9 protein-coding genes are annotated in these 16635 nt (G+C 62.3%); 6 read left to right on the top strand and 3 right to left on the bottom strand.

Going from position 1 to position 16635, the window contains the following annotated elements:
• Positions 1 to 257 precede the first annotated feature (257 nt).
• Positions 258 to 995, bottom strand: coding sequence for a hypothetical protein (locus CH283_RS18575; RefSeq protein WP_141214626.1), 738 nt, complete (start codon positions 993 to 995; stop codon positions 258 to 260).
• 281 nt (positions 996 to 1276) lie between these two features.
• Between CH283_RS18575 and CH283_RS18580 the strand changes: the two genes are divergently transcribed.
• The 3 genes from CH283_RS18580 to CH283_RS28365 all read left to right on the top strand — a co-directional run bounded on the left by CH283_RS18580 (position 1277) and on the right by CH283_RS28365 (position 5976).
• On the top strand, positions 1277 to 2173 hold the full coding sequence (locus tag CH283_RS18580) for a hypothetical protein (protein ID WP_032364853.1): 897 nt from the start codon (positions 1277 to 1279) through the stop codon (positions 2171 to 2173).
• Positions 2174 to 2365: 192 nt separating this feature from the next.
• Entirely contained in the window at positions 2366 to 5302 is a 2937-nt protein-coding gene (locus CH283_RS18585; protein WP_032394243.1) for an NACHT domain-containing protein, read from the top strand.
• A 158-nt stretch (positions 5303 to 5460) separates the two neighbouring features.
• On the top strand, positions 5461 to 5976 hold the full coding sequence (locus CH283_RS28365; protein WP_141215918.1) for a hypothetical protein: 516 nt from the start codon (positions 5461 to 5463) through the stop codon (positions 5974 to 5976).
• 74 nt (positions 5977 to 6050) lie between these two features.
• Here the strand turns inward: CH283_RS28365 and CH283_RS18595 are convergent, their stop codons facing one another.
• Both CH283_RS18595 and CH283_RS18600 read right to left on the bottom strand, forming a co-directional pair.
• Positions 6051 to 7451, bottom strand: coding sequence for an MFS transporter (locus CH283_RS18595; RefSeq protein ID WP_032364850.1), 1401 nt, complete (start codon positions 7449 to 7451; stop codon positions 6051 to 6053).
• On the bottom strand, positions 7448 to 8026 hold the full coding sequence (locus tag CH283_RS18600) for a TetR/AcrR family transcriptional regulator (RefSeq protein ID WP_230591897.1): 579 nt from the start codon (positions 8024 to 8026) through the stop codon (positions 7448 to 7450). Before CH283_RS18600 ends, CH283_RS18595 begins: the two co-directional genes overlap by 4 nt.
• A 187-nt stretch (positions 8027 to 8213) precedes the next feature.
• Between CH283_RS18600 and CH283_RS18605 the strand changes: the two genes are divergently transcribed.
• Genes CH283_RS18605 through CH283_RS18615 form a run of 3 tightly spaced genes read left to right on the top strand, consistent with a single transcriptional unit; the run spans position 8214 to position 16634 of the window.
• Entirely contained in the window at positions 8214 to 9617 is a 1404-nt protein-coding gene (locus tag CH283_RS18605) for a cytochrome P450 (RefSeq protein ID WP_230596631.1), read from the top strand.
• On the top strand, positions 9610 to 15897 hold the full coding sequence (locus tag CH283_RS18610) for a type I polyketide synthase (RefSeq protein WP_052049305.1): 6288 nt from the start codon (positions 9610 to 9612) through the stop codon (positions 15895 to 15897). The genes CH283_RS18605 and CH283_RS18610 overlap by 8 nt, the downstream gene beginning before the upstream one ends.
• Positions 15897 to 16634 carry a hypothetical protein gene (locus tag CH283_RS18615; protein WP_052049304.1) on the top strand — a complete coding sequence of 246 codons (738 nt, stop codon included), beginning with the start codon at positions 15897 to 15899 and terminating at the stop codon, positions 16632 to 16634. The genes CH283_RS18610 and CH283_RS18615 overlap by 1 nt, the downstream gene beginning before the upstream one ends.
• The last annotated feature ends 1 nt before the right edge of the window (position 16635 follow it).

Here is a 16635-nt window from a genome sequence, read left to right on the forward strand (position 1 = left end):
AGATCTTGATGCCACTGGCCATTGCGTGCGGTGGCTCCGGTGAGCGCTGCGCGCCCACCGCCAGAAGCCGGCCGCCAAGGCGGCCTAGTGCGGACTTTCCTTGCCGGGCGCTGCGCGCCAACGGCCAACGAATCACCTATCTTGATTGTCTGACAATATCTTTCGTATCGGTACAACCTTCGGACCGCTGCGCGCCCCGGCCGATCAACCGCTACCGCAGTGGGGCACGCTGCGCGCACCCCACTGTGGTACGGCTACTACTCCCCCACAGTGAAATTCACATCGAGATACGAGAAATTGTCCCGTAGATGCTGCCGTACATCGTCCAGATCTACGGACTCGTCCGCATCTTCTTGGCTACGCGCCGATCGCGTCATTGTTAATGAAACTGTGACATCCACTTCTACATCGAAATCACGTTCTCGGCCTTCGAACCCCCACTGTTCGCAGAACCTCTCGAACTCGCTGCACAGACTGTTCTCGTCCGCCCATTCGCATGCAGACTCATTCAGCCGCCTGATCCACTCGTGATGGTTCGCACGCTCGGTATTGGCGCTCTCGCGTACGGCCTGCAAGGTCCGTTCGACGGCGGCCCGTTCGTGGATCGGCCGCACGTACTCACCGAACCATGCGGGAGCGACCCCAGGTGACACAGTGACCGGTGAGATGTCACGTGGACGCACCAACCCCGTCCAGCTCTTGTAGGTGTGCTCCACGGCCATCAACGGCTCACGCCACACGACAGCAACGCTTGCATGGGTCTCGGTGGCATTGCGCTCATCGACCGAGAACCATCCTGACGCGGCGATACCGCCGCGTCCATCACTTATCTGCACATAGGTCCCCTCTGCGGGGTATCCCGCAACCAGGGGCTTTGGCAAGGCCTCGAGCACGACGGCCCGGTTCGACCAGTCGGCACCCCCTAGAGACCCATTGTCGAAGGCCACCTCGAGCACGGACGCAACTGGTAACACTGAATCGACGATCGATGTCATGGCAGATTTCAGCCTCTCAATTCGGGTGACGGATGGTCAGTCCGCCGATCAACAGAACGCCTCTGAATCTACCATCGAAACACTTGCACTGGAAGACGTAAGAGTCATCGAAACATGTTGATAAACAGAGCGTTTGGGATCACAACTATCAGCAGGACGCAACCCGGCAGCAGCCGCAATTGTCCCCGACGCACTCGGTGCCGGGGACCGAGTGCGCAGGCGATTTTACCGAGCCTGACAGAATAGGACTGCTCAACTTTCCCTACAGGAGATCGACTGACATGGCACCGAAAAGGCCCGATGAAACGCTGCACCGACTCCGCGACTGGACGCACGGACAACTGTCGGAGCGCCTCGCTGCCCAGATCCTTCTCGCAGACGACTTCAAAAACCTCGACCCCTCTCAGCCGATGGGCGGTCCCGACAATGCCCACGACGCAATAGCCCACCGCGACGGCAAGAAATGGGTCATGGCGGCCTATTTTCCGAACACCAGAAAAACTTTCAGCGCAGTCAAGAAGAAATTTCTGGGAGACGTTGCCGGCGTGGCCACCAACGGTGCCAACGGCATTGTCTTTGTAACCAACCAAGCTCTGACGGTCGGAGAGCGAACCAAACTTTCCAACCTTGCGTCTTGCGATGTCGAGCTCTACCACCTCGAACGGTGCGTAGCGATCCTTGACATGCCCCGCATGGGCCCTGTACGCCGCCAGTTCTATCTCGAAGACGAGAACTCAGACGATCGAGTTAACGGCAACCAGACCGGCGGCGACACCACCGCCCGTTTCATGCTTTCTACCTATGACATGAAGGCAGGCACCGCTCAACACGCCGCAGTTCTCAAGGACGGTCAGTATCCCCTCTACGACCTATCGCTGAGAATCGTCGACATGAATGTCAGTCCCGGCACCGATCTACACCGCCTCGACTGGGGGAACCTCGTCGCGCCGGCCGAGTACTACAACGTGAATATCAGCCTCCCGGACTCGGCGTACTGGAGGATCTTTTTCACCGCACGCAATGGCCAGTGGCATCAAGATCTGATTCTCAAGCGATCGGACCCGGACAGCTGTTGGCTTGCAGCCACCCGCGTCATCGGCCTCCAACAAGCACCCCATCTGCAGCAGCTGGACCTGGAATTCATTCATCGCTTCGGAGCTCCAGAATGGCTCCCTTAATGGCCAACTCGCGCGGTCTGCACCCGCCCGGCCAGCTGTTGAACCGCCAGGGATCGACATTCTGTCGGTCGGTAAAGGACAGGCCGGGGGCCGCCCGATCGCTTCGCACGCCCGTTTTCGTCGGGCTGCACCAGATTCTGCCTTGGGTGCGCCTCCACTCAAATACACAGGGCCGGACAAGCCATAGAGGGCATGATTGATCCTGTGCCGGACTACGACATCAATCAGCTGGGAAGCCGGCCCTTCGAGCAGCTCGTCGTTGCGCTGTGCGTCCGAGCAATCGGGGCCGGGATAGAAGCCTTCGGCGACGGCCCCGACGGAGGCCGCGAAGCGACCTACGCCGGCACGATTGACTGGTCCGCCGGCACAGACGATCACGTGCACGAACACTGGACCGGGTACACCGTATTCCAAGCAAAGTTCCACTACGACCAGGGTGACCCGGCATCGAACCTCGTCTGGTTCAAGAAGCAAATTGACGCCGAATTGCTCCGGTGGGTCGAAGCCATGGACAAAGGGTCGCGTATGCGTCCACCTGACTACATGGTGTTCGCCTCAAATGTCAGATTGTCGAGCAATGGAGTCTCCGGTGGCATCGATCAACTGAACAACTACCTGCTCGGCAGGCTCCACGATGACAAGGACCCCATTCACGGCCTCGGGATTCGCGCCATCCGCATCTGGCACCATGCGCAGATCACCGCGCTAATCGACGGGCACCCGAGTGTCCGCTATGCATTCCCTGCCCTTCTAACGATCGGGGATGTTCTCGCCTGTATCGGTGCCAACACTGCACCAGGAAGCAGTTCTTCCGATCTCGGACCCGCTATGAGACTTCATGCGGCACAATGCCTCCGAAACGAGCACTGGGTTCGATTCTCGGAATCTGGAGCAACAGCAGGCCAACGAGCAAAGCTAGAAGAAGCGGGACGCGACCTGCCAGGACGCTACGAGAGTCCGGACGGACACCCCCACGATGTGCAGACAATTGCGCACATCATCGAGCACGCCGATCAAGTCCTCCGCAGCGGCCTCCAAGACCGCGTACGACGACCGCACTGGGTCATCATCGGCGGACCCGGACAGGGCAAAACAACACTCAGCGCACTGATCGCACAGATCTACCGCAGCGGCCTTCTGTCCCGCGGTGACATGACACCCGAAGTTGCCACAATCACCTCGGCCACGCAGAGCGCGATGGAACGCTCAGGAATCACAAAGCCACGAAACCTCCGTTGGCCCATCCGCATCGACCTCGCACTGTACGCAGACGAACTGTCGTCGGTCCCGGATTTGAGTGTCCTCGGATACCTCTCAAAAGTCATCGGCAACCGCGCCGGTCGCACTCTCAGTCCCGGCGATCTTGAAGGGTGGTTACGCATATGGCCGTGGATCGTCGTACTCGACGGTCTCGACGAGGTGAGCGCAGCTTCCATGCGTCGACTCCTGATCGAACGGATCACCGATTTCATGGAAGCTGCGGACCAGCTCGACGCAGACCTACTGCTGGTCTCCACAACTCGGCCTTTGGGCTACGACGAACGCTTCGATAGCGACTTGTTCACCGAGCTCACGTTGAGTCGCCTCAATTCCACGCAATCGCAACGATTCGGAACCGACCTCGTTCGGTTGAGGCTGGCTGACGACGCCGAAAGACGCGACACCGTCCTACGCAGGCTACGAACCGCGGCCAAAGACCCGAACACAGCACGGCTGATGGAAACCCCACTGCAAGTGACGATCATGTCGTTCATTGTCGAAAGCTTCGGGACCCTACCGCTCGACCGCTACAGCCTCTTCGAGCTGTATTACCGAACCGTCTATCAACGGGAAATTGACAAGCCTGGGGTCCATGGCCTGTCCGCACTGCTCAACGAACATCGACCCGATGTCTTCCATTTGCACTGCCAAGTCGCGCTCGAACTGCACGTGGCCGCCGAAAGCAGCAGCCGCTCGGAAGCAACAATGCCTGCGTCGAGACTCGACGAGATAGTGCGGACCCGACTCATCACCCAGGAGTTCGGTCCCCGAGACGTGAGCTCTATAGCGAGCAGACTGGTCAGGGCTGCCACGCACCGACTGGTTCTACTCGTCCCTACTGACGACCGAGTAGGATTCGAAGTTCGCAGTATGCAAGAACTGATGGGAGCAAACGCGCTGACGATGGGACAAGACACGAAAGTCCTCGCCCTGCTTCAACTCACCGCCCACCACCCCCATTGGCGAAACACATGGCTTTTGGCCGCCGGCCGAATCTTCAAAGAACGCGAACATCTACAAAATGATCTGGTGCAGCTAGTCACCGCCTGCGATCGCCGAAGTGGCGGCCTCCACGAGACGGTCCCAACAGCCCCTATGCTGGCCTGCAACGTCCTCGATGACGGCTTCGCTTCCAGAGCACCCAGTTCCCGAAGGGCCTACATAAGCGCAGCGATAAGTTGCCTCGACAGCTACCCCGGACAGGACTTCAATGGTCTTGCAATAGCACTGTCACACGCGTGCAACAGCGATGACCTGACTCCTGTGTTCACCGAACTGACTGCCGCACTTCGCGGACGGGGCATCCGACAGATCAATGCCTACTTTCTCCTCAGAGCACTTCGGAATAGCAAACAGACTTTTCACAAAGCTGACTTCATCCTTAGAAACAACGAATTACCACCCCAAACGATGCAAGCGGTCACTAAGTGGGCCACCCCCGTCTCGGATAAACGCGCGGCGCACCGAGCTGATGGACCACCCCTAAACGGAATAGCGATCTATGATATCTTGACCGCGGAGCTGGAGACCCAAGATCGATTCGGGCTCAACGACGCTCAGTACCAAAAATTCGACACATTCCTCGTCTCTTTTTCCACTGTAGAAACGTTCGTGGACCACGAGTTCGGAACACTGACCATTTTGATCGACCGAACTACGCCCATAATCCTCAACGGGCTATCCGCCGTCATGGACGACCCAGACACAGAAACCGCCGTGACCCTACTGCTCGACTCGCTACCAGTCGAGCACTGGCCGATCACGGCCACCATTCAACAATTGCTGCGTCCCCTTGTCGCTCGCAGACCTGTCGGTCCTGCCGTTATCGACGAGTTCGGGGCCGATTTCCCAGCAGCCACACAGATATGAACATCGACAGCACGTGCGACATACACTTCGACTCGTATCCACGAGGTACTCTCTCGATCATGACACTCATCCAGTCACTGGATCAGGCCAACTCCAAAACTGAGGTCGATAGCGGACTCACTGCAGGAGAACGCCGTCGAGCTCATGCATAAGGATCGGTGAAGCGCGTGGGCATAGAGGACAATATCCATGGTCTCGATGACGCCGAGCGGGCCCGCTTGAAGATGGTTCGCGAGCGGGAGTCTCGAGAAGAAGCCGAGGGCTGGCTGGCTGTCACTGAGTTCGTGAGATTGGCACAGGAGTACGGGGTTTCGCCTCGCCCGGTGCCGGCCCTAGGCCCCTATATCGATGCTGATTTCTTGAATCGGACGTGCTGGAACGGTCGCCAGATCTTCGAGTCATCGGTCATCGGTTGGTCGTTCATGCAGATGCGCGATCCGCACGCAGTCGGTGTCGACGGCACCCTCTACCGGGTTCGTCAGGACGTTCGACGCAGGCGGATGGCCCTATTCGGCGTGGGGTCGATTCGACCCGCTGAGATCGCACCGATTGCGGTCGAGTCGTATCCGCTCGGACATCTGTCCAGCAGCAACTCATATGACGAGTCCGGGGGTTGGACGTTGATCGAGTACATGACAGGTTTCCTGCGCACCAGTCGCAACCTCTCGACTTAGTCTTGAAACCCGTACGCGCAGCCACCCGGCTCGCCCAGTTTCCTTCTCTGGGCGGGCCGGGTGGGTGTCCGTGTTCACGATGCGCGTTGCGGCGACCTCCGATGCAGGACAATGCATGTGATAGCAGTGACGGCCATGACCGTGGCTCCGATCCACGCCGCGACGGTATACGCGCCGTCGTTGGGGAACTCACCGGTCGTGCCGGCCGCGAGCATGAGTCCGCCGGTAGCGCTGCCGAGGGAGAATCCGACGCTGCGAACGACTTGGTTGACGCTCATTGCACTCGATGTCTCGTCTTTAGGGGTGACAGCGAGGATGACGCCGGGCATCGCCGAGGAGAAGCTACCCACGCCGAAGCCCAGGATGGCCATTGCAACCAATAGCTCGACGATGTTCGTGCGTGCCGTCGCAAAGATCACGAACGATATGAGAACAATCACCGCGCTGGCCGCGAGAACCAAAGGGGCACCGATGCGTTCACGTGCCCGCGGTGTCACTTTGCCCGCGACGAATCCGAGCGCGGAAAATGGCACGAGGACGAGTCCGGCGACGAAAGTGGTCAGGCCGAATCCGTATCCAGTGCTGCTGGGGGTTTGTGCGTAGCGAGTGATCAGGGTGAGCAAGAGGTACATGCCGATGCCGCCGATGAACATTGCGACGTTCGCTCCCGCGACTGCCGGGTGCCGTAGCAATCGAATGTCGACCAGGGGTTCTCTGGTGCGACGTTCGATCAGTGTCCATCCGGCGAGGAGCACGATTGCCATCACTGCGAGTACCAGGGCACCGGTGAGGTGACTTTCCCACAGGCTGGTCTCGCTGGCGAGAAACAGCACCAGAAACAGCGCTGCGGCCAGCAGTGCTGCGCCGGGCAGGTCCACGTGAGCCGACCGGCCAGCGGGTGAGGCCGGGATGCTGCGATAGGCAGCCAGGAACGCGATCACGGTCACGACCACCCCGAGTCCGTATGCAGCTCGAAGGCCGCCGACCTCGACGAGAAGGCCGGCCAGTGGATAACCGATGCCGATGCCGATGGTCGACGCGACGGAGACCAAGGCGATGGTGGAGGCCGATTTTTCTTTGGGGAGGTGATCGCGGGCGACGCCCATCATGAGGGCGGTCAGGCCGAGACCGACTCCCTGTGCGGTGCGTCCGACGAGCAGCCATGCGAACGGCAGTGGGATCACGGTGAGGACACTGCCGGTCACCACGACGGCGAGGGTCGCGAGGATGGTTGCTCGTCTGTGGGGGCCTGCACCGAGTCGTCCGAGGACAGGGGTCGCGATGGCTCCGGCCAGCAACGTGATGGTCAGAGTCCACTGGGCGCTGGCAAGTGATACGTGCAGTGTGGTGGCGACACTGGTGATCAGTGGTGCCCCGAGGCTTCCTACCGCGGCGACCACGAGCGCTATGAACACCAACGATGGAACCAGCAGCTTCGGCGGTTGGGACTCGTGAGTGACCGCGTCGGCGCTCATCGGTTGGTCTCGCTGGTGATGTGATCGAACAGACCGGACTGAATGCGTGTTCGCACGCCTTCGGACCATGGCTCCTCCAATTCGGATACCTGCAGGGCAGCGGCATTGTTCAGGAGCATCCCGAAGGCCAGGAAGGCCTTGATGGTGACGGCGTCGAGCCCGGTGATGTCGGCGACGGTCTTCCACATGCGCCCGAAACTGTTCCGGACCGCGTCGCGGACTTCGGGGTCGCCGCACGCGGCGAACCCCTGTAGCTGGAGCAGCAGCGCGCTGCGATCGGTCAGCATGTCGTTGTATCGGGCACCCATCAGGGCCAGTGCGTCCTGCCCGGTCGCGTCGCCGGCGGCTTCGCGCATGCCCTCGGTGAGCCGTTCGAACGACGCGGTCATGACCTCGAGGAACAGTGCTTTCTTGGTGCCGAATATTCGGAAGATGTAGGCCTGGGTGATTCCGGCCCGCCGGGCGATCGACTCTGTCGATGCTCCGTGTAGTCCACCGTTTGCGAATTCGTCTGCGGCCATCTGCAGAACCTGCTGTCTCCGGTCCGCGCCGCTCATTTTCCGCTGTTGGTCCATGCCACCGATCCTAACTTTTACAAATTAGTAATGACTAACTACTTACACTTAGCCGGAGTAACTTGTACAGTGCCATTGATCACACAGCCTCGCTTCCCGAATCGCTCGACATCCACGCCCTGGAGCTGGTACTCGGCTTCAGGCCTGATTTGGTCGGAGACACACCTTGAGCAGTAGCGACTCATCGATGCAGCCTGGATCGCAATGCCCGTACACCGGAACTGAGCAAACGCACGACGGCCCGCCCACCCGAGCGGTACCGGTCGCACCCGGTAAGTGGCCCATGCTCGGCCACATATTTCCGCTGATGCGCAACCCCTTCGACTTCTTCGCCGACCTGCGCGCGCAAAGCGACATGGTTCAGATTTTCATCGGCAAGCGTCCGATCTACTTCTTCACCACCGCACGGCTGGCCCACCACGTCCTCGTGAAAGACGCCCGCTCGTTCGGCAAAGGAATGGTGTGGGAAGCCGTACATCCATTGAGCGGCAACGGTTTACTGGCCTCTGACCGCGCGCTACACCGGCGGCAGCGTCGCTTGATCCAGCCCCTGTTCCACAAGCAGATGATTGCCTCGTACGCCAAGATCATGACCGCCGAATCCCATGCCCTCGCCGAATCCTGGGTTCCCGGACAGCGAGTCATCGTGCAAAAAGCAATGGTAGAGCTCACGCTGACCACCATCGCGCGATCGATGTTCACCGGAAGCCTACCCAAAGACGTTGTGCAAGAGATTATTCGATCGTTACCGATCTTCACCTACGGCATGGTCGCCCGCACAGTCCTGCCGTCCTGGTTGTGCAAGGCGTCGGGATTCGACAGGCGATTCATGGGCGCAGCCGACCGCCTGCGCGGAGCAGTCGATCACGTCGTGCGCACCGACCAGAGCGGAGACGGCGCAGATCTGCTCTCCCACCTTCGCGCTGCCCGAGATCCCGACACCGGCGAGGCGATGAGCGAAGACCTCATCCGAGACGAACTGGTGTCGATCATGATGGCGGGCACGGAAACAACCGCAGCGACGCTGACGTGGGCATTCCATGAGATTGCCCAACACCCGGACGTCGAACGCACACTCCGTACCGAGTTGCGCACAGTGCTCGACGGCCGGCCGGCCGAGTTCACCGACATCGACGACCTCACCTACACCCGCGCCGTGGTGAACGAAGTGCTTCGTCGATATTCACTGCTGATGCTCTTCCGCCGCGCCGAGACCGATGTCGTCATCGACGGGGTCGAGCTCCCCGCAGGCGCGGACATCATGTTCAGCCAGATCGACCTGCACCGCGACGGATCCGCCTTCACCGACCCGGATTCCTTTCGTCCGGAGCGGTGGCTCGTCGACCGCGACCAGCTACCCGACCGCACCGCCTTCCTCCCGTTCGGCGAGGGCAATCGCCGGTGCATAGGCGAGTCCTACGCCCAGGCCAAAGCGGTCATTGCACTGGCAACGATCCTCGGACGGTGGCGACTGATTCCGGCTCCCCGCCACACCGTGCGCCGCGTCGCGGCGGCGATGCCACGCCCGAACAGCCTCCCCATGATCGTCACCCCCGTCACCTCGGACAGAAGCGAGCTCAACCATGTCTGATCTCACCGTGCAGCACGCTACCAACAGCCCCGACCGACACGCAGCCACCGTAGACCCCATCGCCATTGTCGGAATCGGCTGCCGGTTCCCCGGCGGTGTCGATTCCCCCGACGCACTGTGGAATCTTCTGGCCAGTGGCGGCGATGCCGTGAGCGAGGTCCCGCCCGAACGCTGGGCCGCCGACGACGTCTACGACGCGCAGCCCGGCGTCCTCGGTCGCACCGTCTCTCGATGGGGCGGCTTTCTCGACAACATCGGTGGCTTCGATACCACGGCCTTCGGCATCACCGAATACGAAGCCGAAGCGATGGACCCGCAGCACCGTCTACTGACCCAAATGTCCTGGGAAGCACTCGAACACGCAGGCATCGCTCCGGGCTCACTCAAAGACTCGCAGACCGGTGTCTTTTTCGGTCTCGCCCACCACGACTATCTATTGCGCACCTTCGACGATTCGTTGGTCGACAACCCGTACGTCATGACCGGCAATGCCCATTCTGTGGGAGCAGGTCGCGTGTCCTACCTCCTCGGGCTTCACGGCCCCTCGGTTGCGGTGGACACCGCATGCTCATCGGGGCTGCTGTCGGTGCACCTGGGATGCCAGAGCCTGCGTTCTGGAGAAACCGATCTCGTCCTGGCCGGCGCGGCCATGCTGCAGCTCGGTCCCGAGGTCGGCGTGCTGTTTTCGCAGTGGTCGATGCTCTCACCCAACGGACGATGCGCGGCATTCGACGCTGCGGCAGACGGATTCGTACGCAGCGAAGGGTGCGCGGTGATCGCCCTCAAACGCCTCGACGACGCCGAGCGCGACGGTGACCGTGTCCTGGCGGTCATACGTGGGTCGGCGGCGAACTCCGATGGCCGATCCGACAACATCGTCGTCCCATCCGCCTCAGCTCAAGAAGCCGTGCAGCGCAGTGCACTCCGTGTGGCGGGCGTAGACCCGTCAGATGTCGAGTTCGTCGAAGCGCACGGCCCGGGAACCCCCACGGGCGATCCGGTCGAATTCCAAGCCTTGTCTGCCGTCTACGGAAACGGCGACACACCATGCGCTCTCGGGTCGGTGAAGACCAATATCGGGCACACCGAGTCGGTATCGGGTCTCGCAGGGCTGATCAAGACCGTGATGTCGTTGCGCAACAAGCAGATTCCAGGAAATCTGCACTTCACGTCATGGAATCCCGACATATCCTCCGAAGACACCCGCTTGTACGTTCCGACCGAGCTGACAGAATGGGACAACCCGGGATCACCTCGGCTGGCCGCAGTCTCGTCATACGGGTTCAGCGGAACCAACGTTCACGTCGTTGTCGGAGAAGCTGCAGCGACGGCACCCAGCGCAGACGAACCCGCAGACAGTACGACAGCCCAGCCGATCTTGCTCTCGGCCAGCACACCCCAGGCCCTGGCACAGACAGCCGGCCGCGTGGCGCAGTGGTTGACGGGCCCCGGCGCTCACGCTTCGCTCACCGACATCGGCACCACGCTCGCACGCCACCGCGAACATCGCACCGAACGTCTTGTCGCACTTGCGGCCTCACATGAGGAACTGACCGACCAACTGCGCAGCATTGCAGCCTTGCAACCCGCGACGGGTGTGGTCAGTGCTGCCATCGGCAGCCACGGCGGCGCACCGGTGTGGGTGTTCTCCGGGCAAGGGTCTCAATGGGCGGGAATGGGGCGCGAACTGCTCTCCACCGAACCGGCGTTCGCAGCCATGATCGATGAACTCGAGCCGCTCATCGCGCGCGAAGCAGGGTTTTCGGTACGTGGTGAACTCGTGGCCGACGAGACCGTGACCGGGATCGAGAAGATCCAGCCGACCATCTTCGCCGTGCAAGTTGCTCTCGCGGCGGCGTGGCGCTCACGTGGCGTGGAGCCAGCCGCGGTCATCGGCCACTCGCTCGGCGAAGCCGCGGCTTCCGTTGTCGCCGGCGCGCTCACCCTCGACGACGGCGTCAAGGTGATCTGCCGGCGTTCCCAATTGGTCACCCGGATCGCCGGCGGCGGCGCGATGGCCACAATCGAGCTACCCCACCTGCAGGTCGCCGCTGAGCTCGAGGCCGCCGGAATCGACGACGTCACCGTCGCGGTCATCGTGTCCCCCACTTCCACCGTGGTTGCGGGAGACCCCGCCCGGGTCAAGCAATTGGTCACCGAGTGGGACGCGCGCGATCTTCATGCGCGAACCATTGCCGTCGACTATGCATCCCACTCACCGCACGTGGACTCGATTCTCGACGATGTCGCGCTACAGCTCGAATGCCTCGCCCCCGACGCCGCGAAGATTCCGGTCTACAGCACTGTGCTCGAAGATCCGAGAAAACCCGCGGCCTTCGATGCCGGGTACTGGGTCGACAACCTCAGGCGGCCGGTGCGTTTCGCAGATGCCGTGACTGCCGCGGTGCTGGACGGGCACCGAATTTTCGTCGAGCTCTCACCACATCCACTCCTGACCTACGCCATCACCGAGACCGCGACATCGATCGGTCGAGATGCCACCGCTATCGGAACGCTGCGCCGCGACGGAGACCAGTCACTGGGCCTGCTCCCCCAGTTGTCGGACCTGCACTGCAGCGGCGTCACCGTCGACTGGGAGCGCGTATACCCCTCTGGTCAGCTGGTCGACGTTCCACTTCCCACCTGGGCAGGAGAAGATCTCGGCGTCCTGGCCCTGCACGTGAAAAAGCCCGGAGCCAGCGTCGACGCTCATCCGCTGCTCGGCGTCCACATGACACCGATAGACGCCGATGACGAGCACCGATGGCAGGCCACCATGAGTGGCCGCGATCTGCAGTACCTCGACGATCATCAGGTCCATGATCAGCCAGCACTGCCCGGTGCGAGCTACTGCGAGATGGGGCTTGTCGCCGCACAGTCGGTCTTCGCAGCCGACCTGGGCAGCGTCGAGATAACCGATCTCGTCATCCACGAGATGCTTCACCTCCACGAGAACACTGTGGTGTCCTCTCGCACCCGGCCCGAGGGACACGAATCGGTTCGGTTCGAGTCACTGACCCGCCACGACGGCGATGCATCGACCCTCCTTGCCAGCGGCACACTCCGAATCAGGCCACCCGTCGAACCCGAGCGTCTCGACGTTGCCGAGTTGTTGGCCTCCCATCCGACGCCTCTGGACACCAAAGACGCCTACGCCAAGTTCCACGGGGCTGGCGTACACCACGGAGCCGCGTTCGCAGCGATGACCGCGCTGCACCTGTCCGACGACACCGGTACAGCGCAGACCGTCTTCGCTGAAGTGTCGCTTCCCGCCACCGCGCGAAGCCAAGTCGACGCGTACTCCCTACACCCCGTTCTGATGGATGGCTGCCTTCAGACCTTGGCGTCTCACCCGGCCCTCATCCGCGACGCCTTCCCCACCGGAGTTGGTTCGCTGCGGGTACACCGCAACCCCCACCACGCTCGCTACTGCCTTGCTCAACTGCACCATCTCGACGAACAGCTCGCGATCGGCGGCATAACACTGCTCGACGAGGACGGCACCGTCGTCGCCGAAGCCACCGGCGTGCGGCTGGCCACCGCAGACCGGCGACTGGCCGAACGACTCCTCACCGTCGAGTGGGAACGCGCCGACCTCCCCGCGCCCCAAACACAGGCCGGGCGATGGCTCGTCCTCACCGAAGCAAGCACCACTGACCCACTGACCGTCGACCTCGCAGCCGCGCTGGGCAACGACATCGATATTCGCGCCTTTCACACCGACTCCGACGCACTCGACGCCGACCTAGCGGCGCATCCTCCGCATCAGGTGGTGGTGCTCTGCGCCCCACCGACCAACACCGCAGACCACGACACTGCGCAGCGCGCCCAAGACCGCATCCGACAGCTCATCGAGCTCGTTCGCGTCCTCGTCGAACGTACCGACACACACCGGCCGCGATTGTGGGTGGTGACCCATGATGCTCAGAGGGTCGGCTCCGGCGACGGCCGCAACCTCGAGCAGACTGCGGTACGCGGCCTGTGCCGAGTGATCGGTCACGAACACCCCGAGCTCGGTATCCGTCACCTCGATGTGTCATCCCCTGCCGAGCCCACACTGGTGGCCCAGATCCTCCTCGCCGACGACGACGCAGACGAGATCGCATTACGCGACGGCGAACTCTTCCTGGCGCGGCTGAAAGTGGCCCCGCTGCGCGATAACGAGCGCCGACACCGCCCCATTCGTTTCGGGCGTGATCGCTACGCGCTCGCTCCCCAACACGCCGGCGACCTCGGCAGCCTCGAACTGGTCGCAACCACCGCCCGTCCGCCCGCGGCCGACGAGATCGAGATCGCAGTCGAGGCACTCGGCGTGAACTACGCCGACGTCCTCAACGCGATGGGTCTGTACAAGACCGTCGACGGCGCACCGATGCCCTTCGGATTCGACTGCGCCGGAACAGTTGTCTCCACCGGATCATCGGTCACCACATTCCGACCCGGCGATCGCGTGGCCGCAATGCATCCAGGCGTCTTCGAGTCTTTCGCAGTGGTCCCCGCATGCAAAGTCAACCGACTTCCCGACGACGTCACGTTCGCTGCTGCAGCTGCGCGGCCCAGCGTGTTCGCCACTGCGTGGTACGGGCTTCATCGGCTGAGCAGGATTCGTCCCGGTGAGCGGGTATTGATCCACTCGGCGACCGGCGGAGTGGGGCTCGCAGCGATCGCGGTTGCTCGACACCTCGGCGCAACCATCTATGCCACCGCAGGTACCGCCGCCAAGCGGCAGTACCTGCGCGACATGGGCATCGAACGTGTCTTCAATTCTCGATCGACCGCGTTCGCCGAGCAGATCCGAGACGTCACCGGCGGCGAGGGCGTCGACGTTGTACTCAACTCGCTCACCGGCGCCGCGCAACGAGCTGGTTTGGACCTGCTGCGCATCGGCGGCCGATTCGTCGAGCTCGGCAAGAAGGACATCTACGCCGACTCCAAGATCGGGCTGTTCCCGTTCCGTCGCAACATCTCTCTGCACAGTGTCGACTTGGGCGTTCTGCCCTACGACGAACTCGGCGATGTCCTCCGCGAAGTACACGAACTGCTCGCCTCGGGCGCTCTCACCCCGACCCCGCACACCACCTATCCGCTCAGCGATGCCAGCACCGCGTTCCGCACCCTGGCTGCGGGAGATCACATCGGCAAGCTCGTTCTGACCGTTCCACAGGACGGTGAGGGGCACGCAGCGATCCGCCCCGACGACGTACCGGTGATCCGCGCCGACGGCTCCTACGTGGTCACCGGCGGTTTGGGCGGTCTCGGCCTCATCCTTGCGCGGTGGTTCGCCGAACACGGTGCCGGACGGGTCGTCTTGAACGGCCGATCCGCGCCCTCGGTCGAGGCGATGGCACTCATCGACGAGTTGCGTTCGGGTGGAACCGATATCGAGATCGTTCGCGGAGACATCGCGATCGGGGACACGGCCACGGACCTGGTCCGTGCTGCCACCGCCACCGGACTGCCGCTGCGAGGGGTCATTCATGCAGCAGCAGTTGTCGACGACGCCGCGATCACCACGGTCGACGATGCGTTGATGGAGCGCGTGTGGGCACCGAAGGTGCACGGCGCGTTGAAGATGCACGAGGCGTGTGCGCACAGTGAACTCGACTGGTGGTTCGGATTCTCCTCGGCCTCGGCACTCGTGGGTTTCGCGGGTCAGGCATGCTATGCCTCGGCGAACGCACTGCTCGACGGCCTCACGATGTGGCGGCGGGACCACGGCTTGCCAGCTCTGAGTGTCAACTGGGGAGCGTGGGCCGAGTACGGGCGCGGCACGATGTTCGCCGACCGCGGGAACGCCATGATCGACCCCGACGAGGGCCTCCACGCGTGCGATGCGCTCCTACGCTACGACCGGCCGCGCGCGGGTTACCTCCCGATCCTCGACCCCGGGTGGCAGTCGATGCTCGCAGACAAACTTCGCACCTCGTCGTTCTTCGCGGCCATCCCTGCCGATCGAGGCGCAGAACGCGGGATCGACCTGACCGCATCTACCTCGTTGGCAGAACTGCAGAATCTCGAACCCCCAGCGCAGCAACGATTTTTGGAGAGCATCCTCACCGCACACGCCGCGGAGATTCTGCGCGTCGACGCTGCTGCACTCGACCCGGACCGATCTCTGGGCGACCACGGCCTCGACTCTCTGATGGCGCTCGAACTCAGCACCCGGATCAACCGGGAATTCGACATTCGGGTCACACCCAAACAGATGCGCCAAGACTCCAGCCCCGCGGCGCTCGCCCTGCACATCGCAGCACAACTCAACCTCGAGGCGGTGCAGTAATGGACACTCCACAATCCCAACGCGACACCGATCGCACCCGCCCCCACATCGTGCACGCCGCAAGTGGGATCATCAGCCTGCTGGTGTTGGCGTCGACGATCTTCGTGTTGGCACCGATCCCGCCTTTCGGCTCACCGGAGGACGAGGTGGTGACTTTCTACGCCACCCACACCACCAGCGGATACATCTACCAGTTCGTCGCAGGCATCGCGTTGATGGCCGCCCTGTGGTTCCTGTGCTATCTGTACGTGCGGTTTCGGCGGGAAGTACCGCACAGTCCGCTGCCGATGCTGATGATGGCGGCCGGCACGGCGTGGGTGGGGTTCGCCACGGTCTATCTCGGTCTGTTCCAAATCTTCTCGGGCTGGGCCGCCGACCCGGACTCCCACGCACTACTGCACGCATTTTCCGATGCCTACGTACTGGGCTTCATGTTCAGTGCCGTCCCGGCCGCTGTCATCGTCGTGTCCGCAGCCCTGTGCACCACCGCCGCCGCAGGATGGCCCGGATTTCTCAAACCACTCTCGGCGATCGTCGTCGTGGTGCAGATTTTGGGCTGCGTTCCGCTCCTGGCACCCGAGAGCCCCATCAAGGCGGGAGGTTTCATCACCTATGCCAGTGTGTTCGCTGTCATTGTCTGGATTGCTGCGGCGAGCGTCGCGGCAGTTCGCAGCGAACGCGCGCCGTCATCGGAGATGCCATATCAGCAGACCGTGAACACGAGCACGGAGCGATGAC

It is taken from the genome of Rhodococcus sp. 05-2254-2, assembly GCF_002259095.1.
In the GTDB taxonomy this organism is placed as follows: domain Bacteria; phylum Actinomycetota; class Actinomycetes; order Mycobacteriales; family Mycobacteriaceae; genus Rhodococcoides.

What these genes read in the sequence shown, in the direction of transcription:
- CH283_RS18605 (WP_230596631.1), top strand. Translation starts at nt 8,214, where the DNA reads ATGCAGCCTGGATCGCAATGCCCGTACACCGGAACTGAGCAAACGCAC.
- CH283_RS18595 (WP_032364850.1), bottom strand. Translation starts at nt 7,451, where the DNA reads ATGAGCGCCGACGCGGTCACTCACGAGTCCCAACCGCCGAAGCTGCTG.
- CH283_RS18575 (WP_141214626.1), bottom strand. Translation starts at nt 995, where the DNA reads ATGACATCGATCGTCGATTCAGTGTTACCAGTTGCGTCCGTGCTCGAG.
- CH283_RS18600 (WP_230591897.1), bottom strand. Translation starts at nt 8,026, where the DNA reads ATGGACCAACAGCGGAAAATGAGCGGCGCGGACCGGAGACAGCAGGTT.
- CH283_RS18615 (WP_052049304.1), top strand. Translation starts at nt 15,897, where the DNA reads ATGGACACTCCACAATCCCAACGCGACACCGATCGCACCCGCCCCCAC.
- CH283_RS18610 (WP_052049305.1), top strand. Translation starts at nt 9,610, where the DNA reads ATGTCTGATCTCACCGTGCAGCACGCTACCAACAGCCCCGACCGACAC.
- CH283_RS18580 (WP_032364853.1), top strand. Translation starts at nt 1,277, where the DNA reads ATGGCACCGAAAAGGCCCGATGAAACGCTGCACCGACTCCGCGACTGG.
- CH283_RS18585 (WP_032394243.1), top strand. Translation starts at nt 2,366, where the DNA reads ATGATTGATCCTGTGCCGGACTACGACATCAATCAGCTGGGAAGCCGG.